Origin of the sequence: Lysinibacillus sp. NPDC093712, from assembly GCF_050280025.1 — a bacterium.
Classification (GTDB): domain Bacteria; phylum Bacillota; class Bacilli; order Bacillales_A; family Planococcaceae; genus Lysinibacillus.
On sequence record NZ_JBNNUU010000008.1, the window covers coordinates 45,099 to 70,002 of the forward strand.

Below are 24,904 nucleotides of genomic sequence, written 5' to 3' on the forward strand. Positions count from 1 at the left end.
TATGAATGAAAGGGAGAATCCTAAGAGAAGTTTCGTTCAGACTATAGACAAACTCGAAGATTTTCGAGTTTGTCTATAGTCCTTTTTTTATTTAAAATTAATATAGAAGTGATGTCTCCTGCCGTTGATTTCCGCTACGAACGGGCGCTTTCCGCGGGCACACCGTAAGCCGCAACCCTCGCTAACGCGCGGTCTGTTGCGTCTTACGTACTGTGCGTCCTGAGCAGGAGTCGCCCGTCCTCCGCTCCAATCAACGAGTAGGGCGCTTTATTTGATTAGTTCTCAAATATGATTAAAAAGTGATTCTGTCAATTCTCTTCTTATTTGCTTAATATGCTTTTCCATAAGTTGTTTAGCTTGATTTGCATCGCCAGCTGCGATTGCCAAGTAAATTCCTTTATGTTCATCAATAGTCTCTTGCGTACGTTCTACATCTTTCAAGCGTTGTGTTCGGGTAACGCGGATTGTATCTTGCATATGTTCGCTAAGGGTTTGGAACAATTGCGAGAAGATTGAGTTATGTGAGGCGAGAACAATATTAATATGGAAACTGAGATCAGCTTGTATGCCTAGTTCCACATCATTTTTAACTTGATCCATCATTTCTAATGCATGACCAATGCGTTCTAAGTCTTCGGAAGTGGCACGTTGTGAAGCTAAAAAAGCACATTCTACTTCAAGTGTCTGGCGTAGCTCTAACATTTCATATACTAATTTTTTTTCAGTTTTTAAGATTGTAGATGAAAGCTCTTGTCCTAATGAATGGCTTTCCTGTGTTTTAATAAAGCTGCCACTGCCTTGTTTAATTTCAATAATTCCATTTATTTCAAGCTTCCGAAGTGCCTCCCTAACTGATGTTCGACTAACATTAAACCGACTCGCTAATTCTCTTTCTGTCGGGAGTTTTTCTCCAGGTTGTAATTCCCCATTTAAAAAATATTCATTTATTTGATCAACAATTATTTGATAGGCTTTTTTTCTTGGTTGCAGCATTACCTATGTCCTTCCCCTCAATTACCTATTATTATAAACGCTTTAATCATACAGAAATACTTCATCGTTATCAATTAAAGAAAATTAATAATTATTGATATTTTCAGAATATTAAGTATAATAATAATGGTTGGACCAATATAATAGTTTAATAAATTGGTATGATATGTTTGTTTTAAACAACGAAAAACATGAAGGAATGAGAGTAAAAAGGGGAGAATTAAATGATTGCAACAAATGAAAAATTAGTAAATGCTCTACGATGTGCTCTTTCAGAAAGCCAAGTAACGATCAATCAAACAATTTTAGAACAACATAGTAGTGATGAATCCTATCATAGTGTCAGTCTTCCAGATATAGTTGTGTTTCCGACAACGACGGAAGAAGTGAGTAAGACAATAAACATAGCAAACCAATACAAAGTACCAATAGTGCCATTTGGTAGAGGAACAAGCTTAGAAGGGCATGTTATCCCTTACGACCACGGGATAACAATTGATTTTTCCAACATGAACAAAATTTTAGAAGTGAGGGAGAAGGACTTTCTCGTAAAAGTTCAACCAGGGGTAACGCGTTCTCAGTTGAATAAAGAATTGAAAAAATATGGATTGTTTTTCTCTGTCGATCCTGGAGCAGATGCAACACTCGGGGGGATGGCAGCAACAAATGCTAGTGGAACAACATCTGTTAAATATGGAGTTATGCGCGACCAAGTTCGAGATTTAGAGGTTGTTCTTTCAGATGGTGAGGTCATTCATACTGGGAATTTAGCAGAAAAATCATCCTCTGGCTATCATTTAAATGGTCTATTTGTAGGGTCTGAGGGAACGCTTGGTTGCTTCACTGAATTGACGCTAAAAGTCTATGGGCTTCCTGAACATGAAATGGCTGCTCGAGCATCCTTCAAAACAGTCAATGATGCTGTCGAGGCAGTCGTTAGTATTTTACAAGCGGGAATTCCAATTGCAAGAGTAGAACTGGTTGATGAGCATTCGATGAAACAAGTGAACTTGCATAGTAAAACAGCTTATGAGGAGCAACCAACATTATTTTTAGAGTTCCATGGAAATGAAGCTGGCTTAAAGCAAGACGTTGACTTTATGAAAGAAATTGTAGGGGAGCACAATTGTGAAAATATTGAATTTGAGTCCGATAATGCAGCTCGCAATCAGCTGTGGGAAGCTCGTCATAATTTAGCTTACGCCTATGTCCATGGACACCCAGGGAAAAAGCTTATGGTGACTGACGTTTGTTTACCGATTTCAGAGTTAGCAGGGGCAATTGAACATGCAAGAGAAGCCCTTAATTTGTTAGCACTTACAGGGGGGATTGTAGGCCACGTCGGTGATGGTAATTTCCATGTTCTTTTAATGATTGATATGAATAATTGTGATGAAATAAAAAAAGCTGATGAATTTAATGAATTGATTGTAATGTATGCACTTGAACGAGGGGGTACTTGTACAGGAGAGCATGGTGTCGGTATCGGGAAACAGAAATATCAAGAGAAAGAACATGGAAAAGCATTGCTTGTGATGGAAAAGATTAAGCAAGCGCTTGATCCTGACGCTCTTTTGAATCCAAATAAAATATTAAAAATAAAGAAATAGGGAGTGGAAATATGAAAATTTTAGAAGCCATTAGTACGATAGCGGGAAAATACTTTGCCGTATGGGTTATTTGTATAGCTGTTATTGCCTTTATAGTTCCTGATCCATTTTTAATATTTGGAGGATATATTACGATTTTGCTAGGCATCGTTATGTTTGGCATGGGGCTGACGTTAAAAGCGGTTGATTTCAAATTGATTTTAACGAATCCATTACCAGTCATCATTGGTGTATGTGCTCAATATATTATTATGCCGCTTACAGCTTTTTTAATTGCTTATATTATGAACTTACCAGCGGAATTAGCTGCGGGACTAGTCCTTCTCGGTTCTGTTCCAGGGGGTACTGCTTCAAACGTTATGGTTTATTTAGCTAAAGGTAATGTACCGTTATCCATTACAATGACATCTTTTTCGACGTTACTAGCCCCAATCGCAACACCATTAATTCTACTTTTACTTGCAGGTAAATGGATGCCTGTAGATCCAATGGCAATGTTTACTTCCATTATTCAAGTAATTATTTTGCCTATTATTCTAGGTATTGTTATAAGACGAGTTGCTCCACAAGTTGTAGAAAAAAGCATCAACGTCATTCCTCTTATCTCTGTAGTTGCAATTATCATTATTGTCTCTGCGGTTGTTGCTGGAAATGTTGATAGCATTGCTTCAGCTGGATTTATTATTTTTACGGCAGTAATGCTTCATAATGCATTCGGTTTGCTACTGGGCTATTTAACAGCGCTTTTGTTAGGACTAAATGAAAGTAATCGAAGAGCTATTTCAATTGAAGTAGGTATGCAAAACTCTGGTCTTGGGGTGGCGTTAGCGACTGCCCATTTTGGTCCGTTAGCTGCCTTACCGAGTGTTCTTGGTGCTGTATGGCATAATATTTCTGGTCCAATTTTAGCCACGTATTGGTCGAAAAAAACAGAGAACGTAGAGAATCATCTTAGTAAAAACATACAGGAAAGCAACGTCGGAACACATATTTAAAAGAAAAAAATTAAAGTGTTCGTTTCCATGTTGCATAGGTGAAGTTAGCTTAATAATAATTAAAAGAACGAATTTCCGACGGGTGGAATTCGTTCTTTTGTTTGTTAACTATCGATTTCTTTTATAATAAAGCCTCTTGCAAAGGTGTTGAAAATTCGATTGAGACGCTCTGTCATTTCACCAGGTGTCGCATCAAAATTTTGTGCAATCCAGTCCAAAATCAAACCGGCTGTCCCGTAAGCCATATAGCGCTTTTGGGAATGATCATCAACAACCGACACGCCGTAATGAATATCAAACTTATCTTTGAGCAAATTAAAAATCGCTTCAGGCAGTTGATGGTGGATACGAGGTAACGTATCTTCTAACAATAATAATGTGAAGTAATCACGGTGATCGTAAATGTAATACAACAATTCAAAGGAATTAGTAGTCAAATCCTGTACTTTCACACGACTATTACTTTCATACTTAGACATGCTGTTATATTGGATAGCTTCAAACATTTCTTCCATTAACTCTTTAACAAGATCATCTATATTTTGATAGTACACATAAAAGGTTGTCCGATTATATTGAGCATAATCTACAATATCCTTCACGGTAACAGCACTAAATCCCTTTTTATGGACCATATCAATAAATGCCTTTTTCAAGAAATGCTTTGTCCGTAAAGCTTGACTGGAATTAGATTTCATCAAATTTATCTCCTACATTAGACAGATTGATAAAAAGTGTTGGTTTCTTCGACATTATAGCAAATATTAAGGATGGCTTACAGAAAGTGCAACGGATTAAACTATAAATGTAACAACAATCTTTAGGGGAGGTACAAAAAATGAGATTTGAAAACAAAGTTGTCATTATTACAGGTGCTGCAGGAGGTATCGGTAAAGAGATTGCTCGCAAGCTTGCAGATGAAGGAGCTAAGTTAACGCTAGTAGATTTAAATGAAGCTGCTGTGAAAGCGGTTGCAGAGGAGCTTAACTTAAGTGAGGATCGCGTACTGACTTTAAAGGCAGATGTTTCTAAAGAGGAAGAAGTAAAAAATTATGTTGATCAAACTGTATCAAAATTTGGTCGTATTGATGGATTTGCAAATAACGCAGGGGTAGAAGGTCCAGCAAAAATTTTAGAAGAAATTACTGAACAAGAATTCGATTTCGTATATAGCATTAACGTAAAAGGTGCTTTCTACGGTTTAAAATATGTAATGCCAATTATGAAACAGCAAAAAGCAGGTTCAATTGTCAATACAGCTTCTGTTGCTGGATTAATTGGTTCGCCAAATATGATGCTATACAATTCGTCAAAACATGCTCTTATGGGCATTAATAAAGTAGCTGCATTAGAAGCAGCTCCATATAATGTGCGAGTGAATACAGTCAATCCTGGGGTTATTAATACACAAATGATGCGCCAGATTGAGGCAAAAGTTGCACCAGGGGCCGCTGAAGCAGCGCAATCTGCATATCAAGATGCAGTGCCAATGAAGCGCTATGGTGAACCAAATGAAGTAGCCAATGTCATTGCATTTTTACTATCAGACGAAGCATCTTATGTAAGTTCTTCATCTTACACAGTAGATGGGTCACTATATAATATTTAATAACGGAGGAATAGAATATGAAACGTTTTGAAGAGAAAGTAGTCATTGTAACAGGTGCAGGATCTGGTCTTGGACAAGCAGCAACACTTCAATTAGCACAAGAAGGTGCTAAACTAGTATTAGTCGACTTGAATGAAGCGGGTTTAAAAGAAACAGAAGAAAAGGTGTTAGCTGTTTCACCACAGGCTGAACTGTTATTAATTGCAGCAAATGTAGCAGATGAAAATGCTGTCAAAGGTTTTGTAGATGCGACTGTAGAAAAGTTCGGCAAAATTGACGGTTTCTTTAACAATGCGGGCATCGAAGGAAAACAAAATTTAACAGAAGACTTTGGTATTGATGAGTTCCAAAAAGTTGTGTCTATTAACTTAAATGGTGTATTCTACGGCATGAAATACGTCTTAAAAGTAATGAAAGAACAAGGGGCAGGTTCAATTGTCAATACAGCATCTGTAGGTGGTATTCGCGGTGTTGGAAATCAATCAGGCTACGCAGCATCTAAACATGGTGTTGTCGGATTAACACGTAACTCGGCAATTGAATATGGACAATTTGGTATTTCTATTAAAGCAATCGCACCAGGTGCCATAATGACTCCGATGGTAGAGGGCTCTTTACGTCAAATTGGTGGAGATAATTGGGAAGAGGTAGGTAAAGAATTCGTCAAACCAAACCCAATGCGCCGTTTCGGTAAACCAGCAGAGGTTGGTTACTTAGTTGCCTTCTTACTTTCTAACCAAGCAGACTTCATAAATGGTGTTGTTGTGCCAATCGATGGTGGACAATCTTATAAATACTAATTATGTTGGAGCGCTACGATAGCAATCTCCAATAGCAAGAAAGGTGAAATTGACTATGTTCAATTTCACCTTTCTCTTTTTTAAATTGTTTTACGGATTTATCAACATCCTGAAATAAATACTAACTAACAATAAATACAGATAGTCAGATATTCGCCGTGTGTAAGGAGAAGGGGCTTTTGGGCTATCAGTAAGATGAGGAAGAGCGCCTATCATTACCAATTTGAGCGAATTTGAGTCAAATGTAATGAGTAAAAAAGATTATATAAAGAAAAGAAATTTAAAGCAATAAGGTACTTTTTGTAGATGGGGAATTTTAAAAATAGGGACAAAGCATAATCTGAGTAAGCTGTAATTAGAAAGAAAAACCTACAAAATTTTTGTTATTTTATAAATTTTTCTAAATATTTGTCGATATTTGTATTACACACATTGATTAAATTTGGAGGTTATAAAATGGATATTAAAAATTTAGGAAATCAATTTATAGGTGGGAAATGGAGAGAAGGACAAAGTAATAGCCTTTTACATGACATTAATCCCTATTCAGATGAAGTAATAACAGAATTTAAATTAGCAAACGTTTCTGATATTGATGATGCATATCAAGCCGCGCAACAAGCTAAGCAAGAATGGGACAAAGTAAACCCATATAAAAAGCGCGATATTCTTGAAAATGCAGTGAAATATATTGAAGAAAACGAAGAGGCCATTACAGCGATTATTATGGATGAATTAGGTGGGACAAGATTAAAGGCTGCTTTTGAAATTGGTCTTGTTAAAAATATTATTAAAGAGGCTGCAACATTCCCAATTCGTATGGAGGGTAAGATTTTACCTTCAACAATCGATGATGTAGAAAACAGACTATATCGCATTCCAGCAGGCGTTGTTGGCGTCATTAGTCCATTTAACTTTCCCTTCTTTTTATCAATGAAATCTGTAGCACCTGCATTAGGTGCTGGGAACGCTGTTGTTTTAAAGCCTCATGAAGATACACCTATTACAGGTGGAACATTAATTGGTAAGATTTTTGAAGAGGCTGGTGTACCAAAAGGATTAATGAATGTTGTTGTAACGAATATTAATGAAATCGGGGATGCATTTGTTGAGCATCCGATTCCAAGAATTATTTCCTTTACAGGCTCAACAAAGGTAGGAAGTTACATTGGTCAAGTAGCGATTAAAAATTTCAAAAAGCCATTATTAGAGTTAGGTGGCAATAGTGCATTTATCGTATTAGAAGATGCAGATATGGATTACGCAGTTGGTGCTGCGACATTTAGTCGATTCACACACCAAGGGCAAATTTGTATGTCAGCAAACCGCATTTTAGTGCAGAAATCGATCTACAATGAGTTCCTTGACAAGTATGTAGCGAAAGTTTCTTCACTAAAAGTAGGTGATCCAAGAGATCCTGAAACAATCATTGGCCCAGTCATTAATGACCGCCAAGCAGCTAACCTAGAAGCAATGATTGAAAAAGGCATTGCTGAAGGTGCGAAAGCCATTATTAAAGGTAATATTAGAGGTAGAATGGTAGAGCCAACTATTTTAGCAGATGTAACAACAGACATGAGTGTGGCACAAGAAGAGCTATTTGGCCCAGTTGTTTGTGTTATTCCATTCGAAACGGAAGAAGAAGCTATTCAAATCGCAAATGATACTCGTTTTGGATTAAGCGGTGCAATTCATACGGCTAACCTTGAACGTGGTGTAGAAATGGCTAAGAAAGTACATACAGGTATGATTCATGTAAATGATTTAACAATCAATGATGAACCAAATGTTGCATTTGGTGGTGAAAAACAATCAGGTATCGGTCGCTTAAACGGAGAATGGAGCCTTGAAGAGTTTACAACGTTAAAATGGATTTCTGTAAACTATAGCAAAAGAATTTTACCTTATTAAGGACAAAGGGGTCGGAAAATATGCAAGAAGCAGATGTAATTAGCGCGTTTATTAAAGTAGCTCCTTTGTTAAATGGGCTTATTCAAGACGATATTACGGTAGGCATTTACGATACTGAGAAATTAATTATTAATATTCCAGCGAAGACATTCGCTTTAAATGTTACGCCAGGGGATCCACTTGTTGAAGGTGATGTAATCACAAATGCGATTAAAGCGAATAAATCTTTATCAGCAGTTATACCGAAAGAATTATTCGGCTTCCCACTTGTTGCAAGAGCTATCCCGCTTCACGACAGTACTGGGAAAGTAATTGGTGGTGTTGGCATTGGAACAAGTTTGGAAAAGGCCCATAAACTATTTGAAATGGCTGAAAGTTTCTCTGCGATTGTAGAGCAAACGGCTGCTTCTATTGAAGAAATTAGTGGCTCAGTAGGCAATTTATCCGACCGCGTGAAAGATATGACCTCTTCAATGAAAGATGTGAGTTCAAGTGCGGAGGAAATTGGTCAGATTTCTTCTGTAGTAAAAGGAATTTCAGATCAGAGTAATTTATTAGGTTTAAATGCGGCAATTGAGGCTGCACGTGCAGGCGAACATGGTAAAGGATTTGCAGTAGTTGCCGATGAAATACGTAAGCTTGCTACAAATTCGAAGCAAAATGCAGATCAAATTAATCATATTACAAAAAATATTCAACAGCTTCTAAAAGTGTTAAATCAATCATTTGCAGAAGTCAACACATTAACAGATACGCAATCGGGTTCAATCTACGAGTTTTCTTCAACGATTCAAGAAATAAGCTTGAAAGCTCAACAATTAGCACAATTTGCTGAAGAGATTTTATATGATAAAGAAAAAAAATAGATAGAAATTTGAAAGATTAAAGATGAGCTCAAGGAAATAGAGCGTGTCTTTAATCTTTTTTATAATCCTACATGCTGTTTAATACCAGGATTTTTGACGAACGTTATTAGTTTATTAAGCTAACAGCGTGCTCAAGTTGGTGAAAAACTGTTTGATGATAAATCAGAAGGCTTGGTTCTATTATAGTAGAAATTTGGACAACTGAACCAACCAACAAATATTTTTAGGCTGGAAAGTGGTTGAACTTAATAGAAATAAAAAGGAAAATTCAACCCTGTAAATGTTAGTAAAAACTAACGTTTTCAGGGTGTTTTTATGTCAAGAATTTCCTTTATAGAGAGAAACGAAACTTATTCTTCTGCAATATCGTCTACAACTTGACAGAAGTATAAAAACGGGAGTATTATACATGAGCCGCCGAAAAAAAGCTATATCGAAGTAATAATTTTCCGAAATTTATACTTATAATCTAATCTAGATATATTTTTAAATAAGTAATAGGTAGGTGCAAAAATGAAAAATCTAGTAAGTAAAAACTTATTAAACAAATTTTTAGGGATTTATATATTAGCTGTTTTAATGTTATGGATTAAAACATACATCGCTCAAACAGCACAATTTGATTTAGGTGTAGAAGGAGCACTTCAACATTTCCTTTTACTATTAAATCCACTAGGTTCAGCAATGCTATTCCTAGGGTTCTCATTTTTATTTAAAGGAAAGAAAAAATATACATCACTCGTTGTAATTTACACGCTTATGTCTATTCTTTTATACGCGAATGTTGTATATTACAGATTCTTTAGTGATTTCATTACATTACCGACAATTTTCCAAACACAGAACTTTGGCGATTTAGGTGGTAGTATTCTATCTTTATTAAAACCTTATGATATTTTGTTCTTTGTCGATGTATTTTTCTTGATATACCTACGTTTCTCTAGAAAAATAGAAAAAGAAACAAATCGTTTTGGATATAAAAAAGCATTTGCAATTATTGCTTTTGCCTTAGCAATATCAATCGTAAATTTAGGATTAGCTGAAACTAGTCGTCCGCAACTTTTATCTCGAGGTTTTGATAGAAACTATATTGTGAAATATCTAGGAATGTATAACTATACTATTTATGACACAGTAGAAACGATGAAAGCATCTTCAGAGAGAGCATTGGCGGATAGTAGTGATATTACAGAAGTAATTAACTATACAAAATCTAACTATGCCAACCCTAATCCAAAATATTTTGGTACGGCAAAAGGAATGAATGTTGTCTATTTACATTTAGAATCATTCCAAAACTTCCTTATTGATTATAAATTAAATGGTGAAGAAGTTACGCCATTTTTAAATTCATTAGCAAAAGATAAAAATACAATGTACTTTGACAACTTCTTCCATCAAACAGGACAAGGTAAAACATCTGATGCAGAATTTATGTTAGAAAACTCTTTATTCGGATTACCACAAGGTTCTGCTTATATTACGAAAGCACAAAATACGTACCAAGCAGCACCAAGTATTTTAAAAAATTATGGTTATACTTCTGCTGTCTTCCACGGCAATAACGGAAGCTTCTGGAACCGAAATGTCGTTTATAAATCATTTGGATTTGACAAGTTTTATGATGCAAGTTATTATGACACAGCCTCTTCAGATAACATGGCTGAATATGGTTTATTAGATAAACCATTCTTTGAACAATCTCAAAGTCTTTTAAGTTCGTTACCACAACCGTTTTATACAAAGTTAATTACGGTAGGGAATCACTATCCATATAAAATGAATCAAGACTTAGTAACAATTGATAAAGCTACTACTGGAGATGCAAGTGTAGATAATTATTTCCAAACTGCACGTTATGCAGATGAAGCAATCGAGCAAATGTTCAATCAATTAAAAGAATCAGGCTTATACGATAATACGATGATTGTTCTTTATGGGGACCATTATGGTATTTCAGATAATCATAATGTAGCGATGGAACAAGTTATGGGTAAAGAAATTACACCATATGAAAGTGCTAATTTACAACGCGTACCACTATTCATCCATGTCCCAGGAATGCAAGGTGAAACTAACCATACTTATGGTGGTCAAACAGACCTTCTTCCAACGTTATTACATTTACTAGGAATTGAAACGCAAAACTATGTTCAATTCGGTTCAGATTTATTATCAGAAGAGCACAATGAAATTGTACCATTTAGAAATGGTGACTTTGTTAGTCCTTCGATTTATTCAATTAATGAAAAATATTACGATAACAAAACAGGTTTACTATTAGATGATAGTCAATTAGAGTCAGCGAAAGCTATGAAAAAAGAAGTAGACTTTAAGTTAGGGTTGTCTGACAAAGTAGTGAATGGTGACTTATTAAGATTTTATACGCCAACAGGATTCACGCCCGTAGATCCTTCTAAGTATAACTACAGCAAAGATGAGAGTGTAGAATCTAAATAATTACTAGTTAAGAGGGCAGTTCAAGAAGATGTGTTGGATATTAAAGCGTTGATAATAAGACTGCTTTAGAATATCTTCCCGTCTACTTGAATTGCCCTTTTTAGTATGAATACACACGGGACTATTCCTATTTTAATTTTCGTGAAAGCATAAAAAGCAGACGGTTTAAAAGTGCAAACATGCATTTCTAATTGGCCATCTGCTTTTATTTCTTAGTTTCAAAAATAAATCAATATGAAAATCTAGTTAAAGATGCAACTGTGTGAAGATAAATTAAAAAAGCTAGGTTATACTATAATAATGACTTAACTACTTAAACCTAACATTTTGCCCTTTGTTCGGGCACGATTTAGGTATTAAACATGGCACAAACGTGTAAGAAGTAGAAGCATTTTAGGGAGCAGAATTTACTAATGTATCCCATCATGAGAGGATTTGAAGTAGAGATGACAGATAATTTTTGGCGGGATTTACCGCGACCGTTTTTTGTACTTGCACCAATGGAAGATGTGACAGATGTTGTTTTTCGTCATGTCGTAAGTAAAGCAGGTAGACCAGATGTATTTTTCACGGAGTTTACAAACTCGGATAGCTACTGTCACCCAGAGGGACAGAAAAGTGTGCGAGGGCGTCTACTTTTCACTGAAGATGAACAGCCAATGGTTGCACATATATGGGGAGACAATCCTGAATATTTCCGTCAAATGAGTGTTGGAATGGCAGAGCTAGGCTTTAAAGGCATAGATATTAACATGGGCTGTCCTGTACCGAATGTGGCAACGAGAGGAAAGGGGAGCGGTCTAATTTTACGTCCAGAAGTTGCTGCGGAGCTAATCCAAGCAGCTAAAGCGGGCGGTTTGCCTGTAAGTGTTAAAACAAGACTTGGTTACACTGAAGTAGATGAGTGGAAAGAATGGCTAACACATATTTTAAAGCAGGATATCGCAAACCTTTCTATCCACCTACGTACGAGAAAGGAAATGAGCCAAGTAGAAGCACACTGGGAGCTAATTCCGGATATTAAGAAATTACGAGATGAAATTGCACCTAATACACTGATAACAATTAATGGGGACATTGCTGATCGTGAATCTGGCATGAAGCTTGTTGAACAATATGGTGTTGATGGGGTTATGATTGGTCGAGGTATTTTTAAAAATCCTTTTGCCTTTGAAAAAGAGCCGAAAGAACATACTAGTAAAGAATATTTAGATCTTTTAAGATTACAGCTTGATCTTCAGGATAAATATGCAGAGGAATTACCACGTTCAGTTACAGCACTTCATCGCTTCTTCAAAATTTATGTTAAAGGATTCCGCGGAGCAGGTGAGTTAAGAAATCAATTGATGAATACAAAGACAACAGATGAAGTACGTGCATTGCTAGATAGATTTGAATAAGATGTGTGCCAGTCACTCAAACAATTTTGAATTGTTTGAGTGACTGGCACTTTTTTTCTTGACAAAAAAAAATCAAGTTTTTAATATATAATTGATAATGATTATCAATATCAAAGAGGAGGTAATAATAATGCTTTGTGCAATGAATAAATCGGGAGTTTTTTTAACATCTTTGTTTATTTTGTTGCTATCAACAGTATTGTTTGGTTGTACAAAAGCTAATGAGGAGACTACACCTACAACGGGTGAGAGCGAAGAAGTAAAAAATATACTTACGATGGCTTGGCCAAGAGATGTAGGTGAAATGAATCCGCATGTTTATAATCCAACACAATTATTTGCTCAGTCGATGGTTTACGAACCATTAGTAATCTATCAAAGCGGTGGTGAGTTAAAACCGCATCTTGCCGAGTCGTGGGAAGTTTCTGATGATGGAAAAGTTTATACATTTCATCTTCGTAAAGACGTAAAGTTTTCTGATGGATCAAGTTTTAACGCAGAAATTGTGAAAAAGAATTTTGATACGATCATGAACAATCTCCAATTACATAGTTGGTTGGGTTTTCTTTCTAAAATAGAGCGTACGGACGTAAAGGACGAAAATACGTTTCAAATAACATTAACCGAGCCGTATTATCCGACAATCCAGGAATTAGCCGTAGTTCGACCTGTACGCTTTTTAGGTGAGGCTGGATTCCCTAAAGATTCCGATACTTCAAAAGGTGTCGAGCAAGCAATAGGTACTGGTCCTTGGATTTTGGATGAACATAAGGTTGATGAGTATGCAGTGTACAAACGGAACGACAATTATTGGGGTGAAAAGCCAAAAGTGGAGAAAATAATGGTGAAAGTCATTCCTGATACGGAAACAAGGGTACTTGCCTTTGAAAAAGGTGAGGTAGATTTAATTTTCGGTGAAGGGGTTATTAGTTTAGATTCCTTCTTACAATTACAATCGACTGGAAAATATAATACTAGTATTTCAGAGCCAGTTGCAACGAGATTACTGGTGATGAATACAAAGGTAGAGCAACTGTCTGATGAGCGTGTTCGCCTAGCTTTACATTATGGGTTTAATAAAGAATTAATGGTCGAAGGCATTTCCTCAGGTTTAGAAAAAGTAGCAGATCGTATTTTATCAACAAATTTCCCGTATACATCCAAAATTGAAGTGAAGTCGATTCAATATGATGTCGAAAAGGCAAAGTCTTTATTAGATGAAGCAGGCTGGATACTTCCAGAGGGGAAAACAATTCGTGAAAAAGATGGACAACAGCTTGAAGTAGAAATAATGTACAATTCGGCTGAAACTATCCAAAAAGTAATGGCGGAAACGCTACAATCAGAATGGGCTGCTATTGGTGTGAAATTGAATATTGTTCCGCTAGAATTGGCAGAACAAATTCAAAGATTCAAAGATAATAATTTTGCTATTAATTTCTTTAGTAACTATGGTGCTCCTTATGATCCACATACATTTATTAATATTGTAGCAACAGAAGGTTTTGGATTTAGTGAAGCAATATCTGCTTATCCGAACAAAGATGAATTGCTTAAACAAATGACAGAAGTTCCTAAAACTACAGATGAAAAAGAGCGTCAACAATTATACGAATCTATATTATCATCTCTACAAGATCAAGGAGCTCTTGTTCCTATTTCATATTTAAGCCAGACAGCGGTCTATCAAAAGAACGTCTCTGACTTCACATTCCCTGCTAATCGAGACGAGCACCCATTCACAGGAATTAGCATTAAATAGTGAGCTAGGGGGATTTGATGGGTACTTATATACTAAAAAGAATTACGTCGATTATTCCAGTTTTTCTTTTGGCTACACTTCTTACATCTGGAATGATCCACCTTTCGCCGGTGGACCCAGCTGAGGCGTATTTAGCAGCGGCTCATATTCAACCAACAGATGAAATATTAGCTCAAAAAAGACAAGAATTTGGTTTAGATCAACCATTTTTAAAACAGTATATAAACTCTATTATTAAAATAATTCAGCTTGATTTTGGTAACTCTTATGTTTCGAATAATCCTGTTTGGGACGAGGTAACATCCAAAATACCTTCCACTATCCAGCTAGCTTTAGGGAGTTTATTAATAGCGGTGGTGTTCAGTGTTCCTCTTGGGTTCTTAGCCGGTGTAAAGAAAAACAGCGTGATTGATTATATTAGTCGCTTACTCTCGTATATGGGAGCATCGATTCCTTCTTTTTGGCTAGGATATATATTGATTTTTTTCTTTTCTGTCAAACTTAATCTATTTCCAGTGGAGGGAACTGGGACATGGCAGCATCTTGTCCTGCCCTCCATTACATTAGCTGTCCCTTTAGTGGCTACGTATACAAGGTTGTTGCGTGCAAGTGTGTTAGAAAATTTACAGGAGCCTTATGTACTATTTGCCCGGACAAGGGGAATAAAAGAAACAATCATTATGGCGAAGCATGTTTTAAGGATTGCGATCTCTCCAATGATTACTGGACTAGGGATAAACCTTGGAAAACTTCTAACGGGAGCAATTATCGTTGAAACGGTCTTTTCTTGGCCTGGGTTTGGTCGCTATTTTATTGAAGCTATCTTAAATCGTGATATACCTATCATTCAGTGCTATGTGTTAATTGCAGCTTGTTTATTTATTTTTAGCAATTTAATCGTAGACCTTATTCAAATGTATATCGACCCCCGTATTTCAAGGAAAGAAGGGCGTCTTCAATGAGAATAAGAATACGTACATTGTTGAAACATCAGAAAGCGATTACCATTTGTTCAATCATTTTAGCTATTCTTTTTGTCATCGCAATCTTTGCTCCTTGGATAGCACCAAATGATCCTGTTGCTGTTAATTTAGCATATAAGCTACAGTCACCATCTTGGCAGTTTCCATTAGGGACAGACCATTTAGGAAGATGTAACTTGTCACGGATACTATATGGCGCTCGCATTTCATTGGGCTTTGCTATGCTTATTTTTATTTCTTCATTAGTTATTGGTTTAATTGTAGGAACCATTTCGGGATATAAAGGTGGATGGATCGATTATATATTGATGAGATTATGCGATGGTATTTTGGCATTTCCGAATCTGATTCTTATTCTTGGTTTAGTTGGCATATTCGGGCCAGGACTTCCACAAGTTATTTTAGCACTAATGCTTGTGCAATGGGTTTATTACGCCAGAATATTCCGAGGCATGGTTCTTAGTCTGAAGGAGCAGAACTTTATTGCCGCTGCGAAAATTAGTGGCTCTTCACAACGAAAAATAATTAAAAAGCATATTATTCCTAATGTTCTCCCACCCCTTGTGGTAATTGGTACATTAGAAATCGGCTGGGCTATCATCGATATATCAGCACTGTCGTTCTTAGGCTTTGGGGTACAACCCCCTATACCAGAATGGGGGGCGATGATTCATGAAGGGAAAGCATATATTCGGACAAACCCAGAATTAATGCTTTATCCAGGCTTGAGCATTATGCTTGTGATTATTACTTTCAATCTATTAGGTGAAGCTTTAGCAGAACGTTACGGTATTAAACGAAGATTTTAAAAAGGGATGAGAAGATTGGAAATTGAACAGAGGAAGGTATTAGATGTTAAAAATTTATATGTCAAAATTAAAAGCCAAAATGGCGATGCTATCCTCGTTCGAGATATTAATTTTGAATTAAATCGTGGGAGGATACTTGGACTTGTTGGGGAAAGTGGAAGCGGTAAAACGATTACTAGTATGTCTATTCTTCAACTTTTGGATAAGAAGACAACAACTACTGTTGGTAGCGTAGCACTACAAGGAAGAGAGTTGAATGGCTTAACTGAGAAAGAAATGCGAAAAATACGTGGTAAGGATATAGCGTTTATTATGCAAAATCCGATGAATGCTTTTACACCTGTTTTTACGATAGGACACCAACTGATAGAAACAATACGCTCTCATACACAGTGGAATAAAAAACAAGCTAGAGAGCTTGCCATAGAGGCTTTGCAACATGTGAATTTACCTAATCCAGTTAATCTTTTAAAACAGTATCCTTTTCAATTAAGTGGCGGCATGCTTCAGAGGGTTATGATTGCTACTGCAGCATGCTTACACCCAGCTGTTATTATTGCAGATGAACCAACAACTGCACTTGATGTAAACAATCAGAAGAAGGTGTTACATCACTTAGATCAAATTCGTTCTGAATATGGCTCAGCCATTTTATTAATTTCTCATGATTTAGGTGTCATTTCAGAAATGGCTGATGAAGTAGTAGTTATGCAAAACGGCAAAATAGTCGAACATGCTGATGTCTTTCAATTATTTAATGAGCCACAGTCTGACTATACGAAAAGGTTATTAAATGCACGTTCAATATTACACATAGAAGAATATATAAATTGAGTGATGATAGTCATGTTAGCGGGGGTGAACAAATGAGTTTATTGCAAGTTAATGAAGTAAATCATAGCTACGGATTTGGATTCCGAAGCTTTTTCAAAAGGCACAATCCTCCTAAAAAAGTGCTTTCTAGTATTTCTCTTGCTATTGAAGAAGGAAACTGCTTAGGAATACTCGGTACGAGTGGAGCTGGTAAAAGCACGTTAGGAAAAGTGATTCTTGGTTTGGAACGACCGCAGTATGGGCAAGTTCTGTTTCAAGGGCATGATATTTATACAGTAGATAGGCATACTCGTCAAAAAATTCGCCGTAATTTGCAAGCTGTTTTTCAAGATTCTTACTCGTCCGTTAACCCTCGAATGACTGCCGAACGTATTATTGCAGAACCACTAGAAAATTATGAAAAGCTGACGATAGCTGAACAAAGGCGAGTTGTTATTGAATTGTTGGAAAGGGTAGGGCTCAGTGAAAAGGATTTGAAAAAATATCCGCATCAATTTAGTGGTGGCCAATTGCAACGTATCAATATAGCAAGGGCAATTTCACTTAAGCCAAAGCTAATTGTTTTAGACGAATCTGTTAGTAGTCTAGATATGGTGAATCAAACCCTTATTTTAGGGTTATTAAGAGAGCTAAAAAAAGACTTCGGATTATCTTATTTTTTTATTACACATGATATTAAAGCAGCCTGTGCGATTAGTGATACATTAGGTGTAATAGAAAGAGGAGAATTAGTCGATTTATACAATTCAAAAAGGCAATTTTTTGCATCAGAACATCCTGTTGTAAAGAAAATGATAGGTTCTATGTTGCCTGAGCATCCACAACAAAGATGCCAGTCACTAAAACAATTCTGAATTGTTTTAGTGACTGGCACTTTTTCATATATTTTAGTAAAAGCCAATAGGAGTAGATATTAATGGACAAACAAAATAGCAAATACAGATGGATTGTATTTGTTGTTGTATTATTTACTTATTTGTTAATGGCGAGTCAGCGTACAGCTCCAGGATTAATTACAGAGCAATTGATGCGGGATTTTCATGTCACAGCAGCAACAATTGGTTTGTTAACGAGTATACAATTTTTTGTATACACAAGTTTGCAAATTCCAATGGGGATCTTGGCTGATCGTTACGGTCCGAATTTTTTCTTAATTATTGGTGCGACGCTTACAGGTTTAGGCACAATCATTTATAGTTTGGGTACACATGAATTCGTGCTGTTCTTTTCAAGAATACTTACTGGGGTAGGGGATGCGACCATATGGGTTAATATGGTGCTCATTTTAGCTCAATGGTTTTATCGAAAGGAATTTGTTCGGTTAATTGGCATAGCAGGTATGACAGGGAGTCTTGGTTTTTTATTGGCAACAGTCCCTTTTTCCGAATGGATAGATTTACTTGGTTGGAGAGCGGCATTTTTTTCAGCGGGGTTATTATTATGTTTTTGCGGTGTTGTTCTTTATTTTGTCCTTGTAAAAAAGCCGAAAACACTGTTTAAGGATGAGCAAGTAGTTGTCACAGCAGAAGGACAACGCGAAAAACCATTCGTCTTAGTGAAAAGAATATTTTCACATCCCCAAGCGTGGGCTCTATTCTTTTGTCATTTTGGTGTAGTAGGAGGCTATGTGGGATTTATTAGTTCTTGGGCAGTACCATATGGGACGAATATGTATGACATGACACGTTCGGATGCAAGTCAATTCATAATGGTAGGTCTTATTGGGGCACTTATTGGAGCTCCTTTAACTAGTTGGATTTCAAGTAGGTTAGAAACAATAAAAGGACCATATATTGCCGTTCATATGATCGTCTTACTCGGTTGGTGTTCGTTCCTTTTCTTCAATGGGCATCCATCTTTAATCTTATTAATGATACTATTTTTTATTATTGGCTTTGGATACGGTGCAAGTGCTTTAACTTTTGCTGCTGTACGACAATCATTCCCGCTAAATGAAGCTGGGGTAGTTTCAGGGTTTGCGAATACAGGTGGTTTTCTAAGTGCTGTCTTATTACCGATTATTTTCGGATATTTATTGGATTATTTTCAATCTACTACAGGTAATTTAGGCGATGGCTACTACTATGGTTTTTTTGCCCCAGTTATCTTCTCCATCATTGGTTTGTTTGGCGTGTTGTTCTTTCAAGAAAAGCGTTGAGAAACAGAGCTTCAAAAGTGAAATCTTCTTCCATAAGCATAAGTAGAAGATTATATTTCGCGATTATCGGGAAAAATGAAATTAATGTGAATAAAAATAAAGTTGTAGTGCTTAAATTTATTATAGTAATAGAGCAGTTTAGTTGAAGAAATAGAAGTAGAAGGTTATTTTAAATAGGTAAACTAAAGTGGGATTTTAACAATTTCATTATTATCGGAAAGATTTTGTTCCACTTTACGTATGGGAAGGAGCAACAACGTTTTGGGTATAACTAGTATGGTCGGATACGTAATTATAGGTGGATTACTTATTCTTTTATTAGTCTTCATTATTGTCATGATTAATGGAGCGAAGAAGAAGTAATTTCAGTGCCAGTCACTAAAACAATTCAGAATTGTTTTAGTGACTGGCACTTTTTTATATTTAGTAACCTTTTGCTCTTTTTTCAGCCATTTCTACTAGTCGTTTTGTAATTTCTCCACCAACTGAACCGTTTGCGCGAGAAGAAGCATCTGGCCCTAGTTGTACGCCGAATTCTTGAGCGATTTCATATTTCATTTGATTGACAGCTTCTTGTACACCAGGCACTTGAAGCTTATTAGAACTACGATTGTTGTTAGCCATTTTTCTCACCTCCTTGTGATATTAGAATGGTCGCGAGCTTGTTTTTCATACATTTAAAAAGAAGGAAATGTGCAACCTATATACTATAGTTAGGAATAACAGGAAAGCTAGCTAAAAATGCAATTTACTCTGTTATAATAAATCCTGGCTCTTAAAATTATAGTTTAGCTAGAAGATACAGGAGGTTTTGATATGACGAATAATGATATTTTAATTCGTTTACGATATGCACTAGATATTAAAAATACGGATATGGTGGAAATCTTTAAGCTAGGTGGCATGAAATATTCAAAAGAAGATGTTTTAAATATGCTAATAAAAATTAAAGATGAAGATGAAGAAAATATCCCAGAGAATTACATCAAATGTAATAACAAAATGTTAGAGGCATTTCTAAATGGTTTAATTACATTTAAACGAGGCCCGCAACAATCAACACAAGGTCAACAAGAAGGACCCCCACCAGTGACAGGGAATGAAAGCTCAAATAATATGTTGATGAAAAAAGTGAAAATTGCACTAGCTTTAACAACTGAGGATATGCTTGAGCTTTTAGCTGAAGGTGGCGTGTCAGTATCGAAAGGCGAACTCGGTGCAATCTTAAGAAATCCAAGCCATCGTAACTACAAAGAATGCGGTGATCGATTCGTAAGGAATTTTTTAAAAGGTTTAACATATAAATATAGAGACTAAAACAACAATCATTACTTAATTAAAAAATATATTGTAAAAGTACCATTTTTTTCTTTTGACCATTGCAATATGTGACGAAATTGTGTACACTTGAATTGACACAATGTTGTCACAAAAGGGAAAAGAAATGTTCATGAACAGAGGGGTGCTTTTATGATATTTTTTGATCTTATTTTAATTGTTGTTTCTTGCATTAGTATTCCATTAATAGTAGCAATCATGTTAGATATTTTTTATGCAGAACACAAAAAAGTTCGTTTTTCATTACGCCGTACTTCAGTATGGTATATGTTTGTTTTTGCTTTATCCTTTATTCCATCTGTGTTACTCGTAACACAATTTGCATGATTTTATACAATAAACATTTAGGGGTAAGTGTTTATTAATAGTTGAGCAGCGACACGTCTTAAAAAACGTTGTCGCTGCTTTTTTGTAGTGGCCAGCTATTCAAATGAAGAATGAAAAGAGAGATTACTGAATAAGATTTCTAGTATATAGATGTATTTTTCCTATCTATTATTTATTTTGAAGGTGGGATAATAATGAAAACAGTCTTTCTATTATTGTTAGGTACAATTTATTTGTTTTTAGCAAATGCAATGGAAACCATACTAATTAAGAAAGCGTATTTTTTAATTGGAATTGCTTTAATTACTGTTGGGGTCATTCGTTATATTAAATGGAAATATCATACTTATAAAATAATGACAGAGCTAAAAAGAGCAAGTGAAGAGGAGTTAAATAATATCCCGCATACACATGGCACAATCGCCAGTGATGGTTTACAAGCATTATTGCTCAATGAGCATACAAAAACATTATTAGTGGCTGTTAAAGAAGATTGGGAAGCTGAGTTAACAAAGAAGGAAGTCCATTTTAATGAAATTTATGAAGTAGCGATTGTTGAGGACGGTCATATCATTGCCAGAACTAGTAATGGACTATTTAGTGAATCATTACTAGAAGAAGACGGAAGTTCTTTAGGAGAAGAAGATGAGATTGAGGAAGAAGATGATGAGGAAATGGAGGAGGTTTCACATTTAGCTATAAAGATGGTGGTAGATAATATTACTGCTCCAATTATTGAATATGCCTTTTTAGAACAAGAGGATGCGATTTCCAAAGAAGAAGATTCATATATAGAGGCAATGGAGTTATGTGAGCAATGGTATCAAAAAATCAGTATTATTATAAAGCGTTATGAGCTTGAAAGAGTGCCAATTCGACGGTGGCAGTAAAAAAAGCTATCTCGAAAAACATTTCGGATAGCTTGTTATATGGTTATAAAGTAAATTTTTGTAATTGTGTGTTTAGCTCTTCAGCCATTTCTGCAAGTTGATTTGCACTCTTTGAAATCTCATCCATTGTCGCGGCTGTTTCTTCGACAGTTGCAGTTGTTTGCTCTACACCTGCAGCAGACTCTTGTGAAATAGAGGCCATTTCATCAATAGAACCATTAATCATTTCAGAGTGTTGAGAAATTTTTGTTAGGTTAGTTGAAATGACATTAATATTGTCATTCATATCTTCAATAGCTTGAGAAATTTGATCGAAAGTATTATTCGTTTGATCTAATTGTGCAGTACCTTTTCTTACTTCCTCATAGCCAGATTGTAGTGAATTTGTTACACTTCCTGTTTCGTTTTGAATGCGGTGAACAATTGTCGAAATATCAGAAACAGAGAATTGCACTTGTTCGGCAAGCTTACGTACCTCATCGGCAACAACCGCAAAGCCTTTGCCATGCTCACCTGCACGTGCCGCTTCAATTGCAGCATTTAAAGCAAGTAAATTCGTTTGGTTTGAAATCTCATCAATTACTGAAACGAGCTTTGAAATTTCAGCAGACTGCTCGTTTAAGCCTTCTACCTTTTTCACAGAATCCAATACAATGTCATTAATAGTTGCCATTTGTTTTGTTGATTGCACCATTAATGTTTTACCTGACGTAGTTAAATCATGTACATGCCCCGAATGTTCTTTTAACTCCATTCCTTCTTGCGTTGTTTCATGAATGTTGCGTTGGAAAGTTGTCATAGTTTCTGCTAAATCACTAGCTGTAGATGCTTGTGTTTCAGTTCCCGTAGCAAGCTCTTGCATAGTATAAGAAATTTGTTCTGTACCTGTCTGAACTTCATTGGCAGATTGCGCTAATTCCTCGCTGCTAGCAGCGACCGTTTCTGAAACATTATGAATCGAGCTTATAGTATCCTTTAATTTCTCATTCAGGTCATTGGCAGAAAGCATTAATTGCCCAATTTCATCTTGGTTTGTTACTGAAAACTTATCATGACGCAAATTCCCATCAGCTAATTCTCTCATACGATTTGAAACAATCGTAATTGGTTTAGAAATTCGACTTGCTGTAAAAATCGCTAAAAGTATGCCTGCAACAATTAAGATGAGACTTACAGTGGACCCAATGGATTTATTGTTTGAACTTGTTGAAACGACATCATTGCCGACTTGCGTAATCGATTCAGCACGTTTATTAGCTACTTCTTCATAGCCATCACGAACTTCATCTACGAGTTGATTAATGGATGTTAAATTTTCTAATGCTAATTGTTTATCGCCCTTTTTATATACTTCAAATACGTCACTATTAACACGGTTGCTCCATTCACGAGCTTTCTCTACCAGCTTTTCACGTTCAGCCGTTTTTTCATATTGCTCCACAATACGGTTATTATCCTCAGCAATTTGACGGTACTCATTAAAAGTATCTATGTATTTTTCATCGCCCGTTACAACATAACTTAAGGCTGCAGATAATCGTACACTAATAGACATAGATAGATTTTTACTTGCTTCTAAAACAACTAAATCTTCCTTAACAAGTCCTGTTGCTTGCTTCTCCATGTTTGTATTCGAAAAATAAGTATAAGTAGTAAAACACACAAATAATACTAATAAAATTATAAATCTACTTAAAATGCGCGCTTTGATCGATTTAAACTGAAATAAATGGTTCATTTTTCCCATCCTTTAGCTTTTTCTATAGAACAAGTCCTATCTTTTTATTTTATTACTATTTCATAAGAAAAGTAGAATTTTTTTGTTGAAAATACTAAAAAAGGTTTTTTGGCATAATTAATTTACAATTTTCTTATATTTTTGTTAGATTGCAAAAGATGTGTATCTATTTACCTATGTTAATGTCATTTTTAGAAAGTGATAGATTATCAATTTCCTACATCGTTGCACACGAATCAAAAAGTTATATTAAAAAAACAAGCCTCTCCACATGGTTTTCATGTGGGGCTTGCTTTATGTCTCTGCTTACGCTGTGTATAAAGGTCTATAAACGCTAAAAATTGCCCTTTGCAAGTTCACTATTGCTTATCCTTTTTGGCCTGACGCTCCCATTGTAAAAGGGATGGGTATGGATCAAATGCCCATTCTGTTCGACCATTAAATTTATATATTCCATAATGAAGATGTGGTGGGAATTTTCCTGAAGTTCCTTCTTTCCCATAGCCAGAGCTACCGACATAGCCGAGTATTGTTCCTGGCTCTACAACATCTCCAACTTTAATGTCCTTATTATAGCTACCAAGATGGGCATAATAATGATAAGAATTATGATTATCTCGAATTCCAATTCGCCATCCACCAAATTGGTTCCAGCCTTTTATTTCGACTACACCATAGGAAGTGGAAAGTATAGGCGTCCCATAGCTGGCAAATATGTCTGTGCCTTCATGGATGCGCCTACCGCCCCAGCCTCTGTTGTCACCCCAAGTACCTCTAAAGCTGTAATTGTAGCGAGTTGGAATAGGGAATGTATGAGCATCAAGCTCAGTTGTTTTAAAATGTTTATACAAAGTAGAAATTGTTACGATTTGATTGACAGCTTCTTCACTTTTGTAGTATTCCCATAAAGCCAGTTTGAAGTCCTCATCTGTAGAACCAAATTTACTTAAATAGCTTGCCATGGAATATATAACATCTACATCATCTTTAGGACTAGCGATCCCATCATTATTGCCATCAAGTCCCATTCCACCGAAGTAACTGATTGTTTCGGGTATCGTATCTTCCTTGACAGGATTTAATGCGCCTGACCAATATTCATCAGAAAATTGAATAGCAATGTAGCCATCTCGCTTAGGAATATCTTTGCGAACAGATTGGAGATTGCGCTCATATTGGTCGATTGCTGCTAAGAAGTGCCATGGAATCAGTAATTCATCGTATTGAACATAATAAGACATGCGTTGTTGTAAAATTTCTTCATTACTAGGTCCTTCATTTGCCAAAGTAACTGTTGGAAAGAAATAACTCCACACTAGCATACATGTCAGAAGGAAAATAAAATGACGACTCAAAATTGAACCTCCTTTCTACAGATTAGAATAACCGAAATTTTATATTTCATAAGTCCGCTTTACATA

22 protein-coding genes are annotated in these 24,904 nt (G+C 35.9%); 17 read left to right on the forward strand and 5 right to left on the reverse strand.

Annotation, left to right across the window (positions count from 1 at the left end):
• Positions 1-282 precede the first annotated feature (282 nt).
• The gene (locus tag ACQKNX_RS21205) at positions 283-993 is read right to left on the reverse strand and encodes a FadR/GntR family transcriptional regulator (protein ID WP_427430555.1); all 711 of its coding nucleotides are present in this window, start codon (positions 991-993) and stop codon (positions 283-285) included.
• 224 nt (positions 994-1,217) lie between these two features.
• Between ACQKNX_RS21205 and ACQKNX_RS21210 the strand changes: the two genes are divergently transcribed.
• Both ACQKNX_RS21210 and ACQKNX_RS21215 read left to right on the forward strand, forming a co-directional pair.
• Entirely contained in the window at positions 1,218-2,603 is a 1,386-nt protein-coding gene (locus tag ACQKNX_RS21210) for an FAD-binding oxidoreductase (RefSeq protein ID WP_427430556.1), read from the forward strand.
• Between the two features lie 11 nt (positions 2,604-2,614).
• Positions 2,615-3,598, forward strand: a complete 984-nt coding sequence (locus ACQKNX_RS21215; protein ID WP_427430557.1) for a bile acid:sodium symporter family protein — start codon at positions 2,615-2,617, stop codon at positions 3,596-3,598.
• A gap of 104 nt (positions 3,599-3,702) precedes the next feature.
• Here the strand turns inward: ACQKNX_RS21215 and ACQKNX_RS21220 are convergent, their stop codons facing one another.
• On the reverse strand, positions 3,703-4,296 hold the full coding sequence (locus ACQKNX_RS21220) for a TetR/AcrR family transcriptional regulator (RefSeq protein ID WP_427430558.1): 594 nt from the start codon (positions 4,294-4,296) through the stop codon (positions 3,703-3,705).
• 140 nt (positions 4,297-4,436) lie between these two features.
• Between ACQKNX_RS21220 and ACQKNX_RS21225 the strand changes: the two genes are divergently transcribed.
• From ACQKNX_RS21225 to ACQKNX_RS21280, 12 genes are all read left to right on the forward strand, one after another.
• The gene (locus ACQKNX_RS21225) at positions 4,437-5,207 is read left to right on the forward strand and encodes an SDR family NAD(P)-dependent oxidoreductase (RefSeq protein ID WP_427430559.1); all 771 of its coding nucleotides are present in this window, start codon (positions 4,437-4,439) and stop codon (positions 5,205-5,207) included.
• A gap of 17 nt (positions 5,208-5,224) precedes the next feature.
• The gene (locus ACQKNX_RS21230; protein ID WP_427430560.1) at positions 5,225-6,007 is read left to right on the forward strand and encodes an SDR family oxidoreductase; all 783 of its coding nucleotides are present in this window, start codon (positions 5,225-5,227) and stop codon (positions 6,005-6,007) included.
• Positions 6,008-6,463: 456 nt separating this feature from the next.
• Complete coding sequence (locus ACQKNX_RS21235) at positions 6,464-7,918, forward strand: aldehyde dehydrogenase family protein (protein ID WP_427430561.1); 1,455 nt, start codon at positions 6,464-6,466, stop codon at positions 7,916-7,918.
• A gap of 20 nt (positions 7,919-7,938) precedes the next feature.
• Positions 7,939-8,784, forward strand: coding sequence for a methyl-accepting chemotaxis protein (locus ACQKNX_RS21240; RefSeq protein ID WP_427430562.1), 846 nt, complete (start codon positions 7,939-7,941; stop codon positions 8,782-8,784).
• Positions 8,785-9,297: 513 nt separating this feature from the next.
• Positions 9,298-11,244 carry an LTA synthase family protein gene (locus tag ACQKNX_RS21245; protein ID WP_427430563.1) on the forward strand — a complete coding sequence of 649 codons (1,947 nt, stop codon included), beginning with the start codon at positions 9,298-9,300 and terminating at the stop codon, positions 11,242-11,244.
• Positions 11,245-11,669: 425 nt separating this feature from the next.
• Positions 11,670-12,644 (forward strand): tRNA dihydrouridine synthase, encoded by a 975-nt coding sequence (locus ACQKNX_RS21250; protein WP_427430637.1) that lies wholly within the window; start codon positions 11,670-11,672, stop codon positions 12,642-12,644.
• Between the two features lie 130 nt (positions 12,645-12,774).
• Positions 12,775-14,406 (forward strand): nickel ABC transporter substrate-binding protein, encoded by a 1,632-nt coding sequence (gene nikA, locus ACQKNX_RS21255; RefSeq protein WP_427430565.1) that lies wholly within the window; start codon positions 12,775-12,777, stop codon positions 14,404-14,406.
• Positions 14,407-14,423: 17 nt separating this feature from the next.
• Entirely contained in the window at positions 14,424-15,368 is a 945-nt protein-coding gene (gene nikB / locus ACQKNX_RS21260) for a nickel ABC transporter permease subunit NikB (RefSeq protein WP_427430566.1), read from the forward strand.
• Complete coding sequence (gene nikC / locus ACQKNX_RS21265) at positions 15,365-16,198, forward strand: nickel ABC transporter permease subunit NikC (RefSeq protein WP_427430567.1); 834 nt, start codon at positions 15,365-15,367, stop codon at positions 16,196-16,198. Before nikB ends, nikC begins: the two co-directional genes overlap by 4 nt.
• 15 nt (positions 16,199-16,213) lie before the next feature.
• Positions 16,214-17,032 (forward strand): nickel import ATP-binding protein NikD, encoded by an 819-nt coding sequence (nikD, locus tag ACQKNX_RS21270; RefSeq protein ID WP_427430568.1) that lies wholly within the window; start codon positions 16,214-16,216, stop codon positions 17,030-17,032.
• Positions 17,033-17,064: 32 nt separating this feature from the next.
• Entirely contained in the window at positions 17,065-17,886 is an 822-nt protein-coding gene (gene nikE, locus ACQKNX_RS21275; RefSeq protein WP_427430569.1) for a nickel import ATP-binding protein NikE, read from the forward strand.
• 62 nt (positions 17,887-17,948) lie between these two features.
• Positions 17,949-19,190, forward strand: coding sequence for an MFS transporter (locus tag ACQKNX_RS21280; RefSeq protein WP_427430570.1), 1,242 nt, complete (start codon positions 17,949-17,951; stop codon positions 19,188-19,190).
• A 423-nt stretch (positions 19,191-19,613) separates the two neighbouring features.
• On the opposite strand, the gene ACQKNX_RS21285 is transcribed toward ACQKNX_RS21280, so the two are convergent.
• The gene (locus tag ACQKNX_RS21285; protein WP_173479617.1) at positions 19,614-19,814 is read right to left on the reverse strand and encodes an alpha/beta-type small acid-soluble spore protein; all 201 of its coding nucleotides are present in this window, start codon (positions 19,812-19,814) and stop codon (positions 19,614-19,616) included.
• Between the two features lie 192 nt (positions 19,815-20,006).
• Here ACQKNX_RS21285 and ACQKNX_RS21290 point away from each other — a divergent pair, with 192 nt between their 5' ends.
• From ACQKNX_RS21290 to ACQKNX_RS21300, 3 genes are all read left to right on the forward strand, one after another.
• Positions 20,007-20,507 (forward strand): DUF1456 family protein, encoded by a 501-nt coding sequence (locus ACQKNX_RS21290; RefSeq protein ID WP_427430571.1) that lies wholly within the window; start codon positions 20,007-20,009, stop codon positions 20,505-20,507.
• A gap of 153 nt (positions 20,508-20,660) precedes the next feature.
• Positions 20,661-20,855 carry a hypothetical protein gene (locus ACQKNX_RS21295; protein WP_401021872.1) on the forward strand — a complete coding sequence of 65 codons (195 nt, stop codon included), beginning with the start codon at positions 20,661-20,663 and terminating at the stop codon, positions 20,853-20,855.
• Positions 20,856-21,049: 194 nt separating this feature from the next.
• A complete protein-coding gene (locus ACQKNX_RS21300; RefSeq protein WP_427430572.1) occupies positions 21,050-21,745 on the forward strand; it encodes a hypothetical protein in 696 nt (231 codons plus the stop codon).
• A gap of 43 nt (positions 21,746-21,788) precedes the next feature.
• Here the strand turns inward: ACQKNX_RS21300 and ACQKNX_RS21305 are convergent, their stop codons facing one another.
• Together ACQKNX_RS21305 and ACQKNX_RS21310 are read right to left on the reverse strand one after the other, a co-directional pair.
• The gene (locus tag ACQKNX_RS21305; RefSeq protein ID WP_427430573.1) at positions 21,789-23,483 is read right to left on the reverse strand and encodes a methyl-accepting chemotaxis protein; all 1,695 of its coding nucleotides are present in this window, start codon (positions 23,481-23,483) and stop codon (positions 21,789-21,791) included.
• A gap of 359 nt (positions 23,484-23,842) precedes the next feature.
• Positions 23,843-24,838, reverse strand: a complete 996-nt coding sequence (locus ACQKNX_RS21310) for a M23 family metallopeptidase (RefSeq protein WP_402765557.1) — start codon at positions 24,836-24,838, stop codon at positions 23,843-23,845.
• Positions 24,839-24,904: the final 66 nt, after the last annotated feature.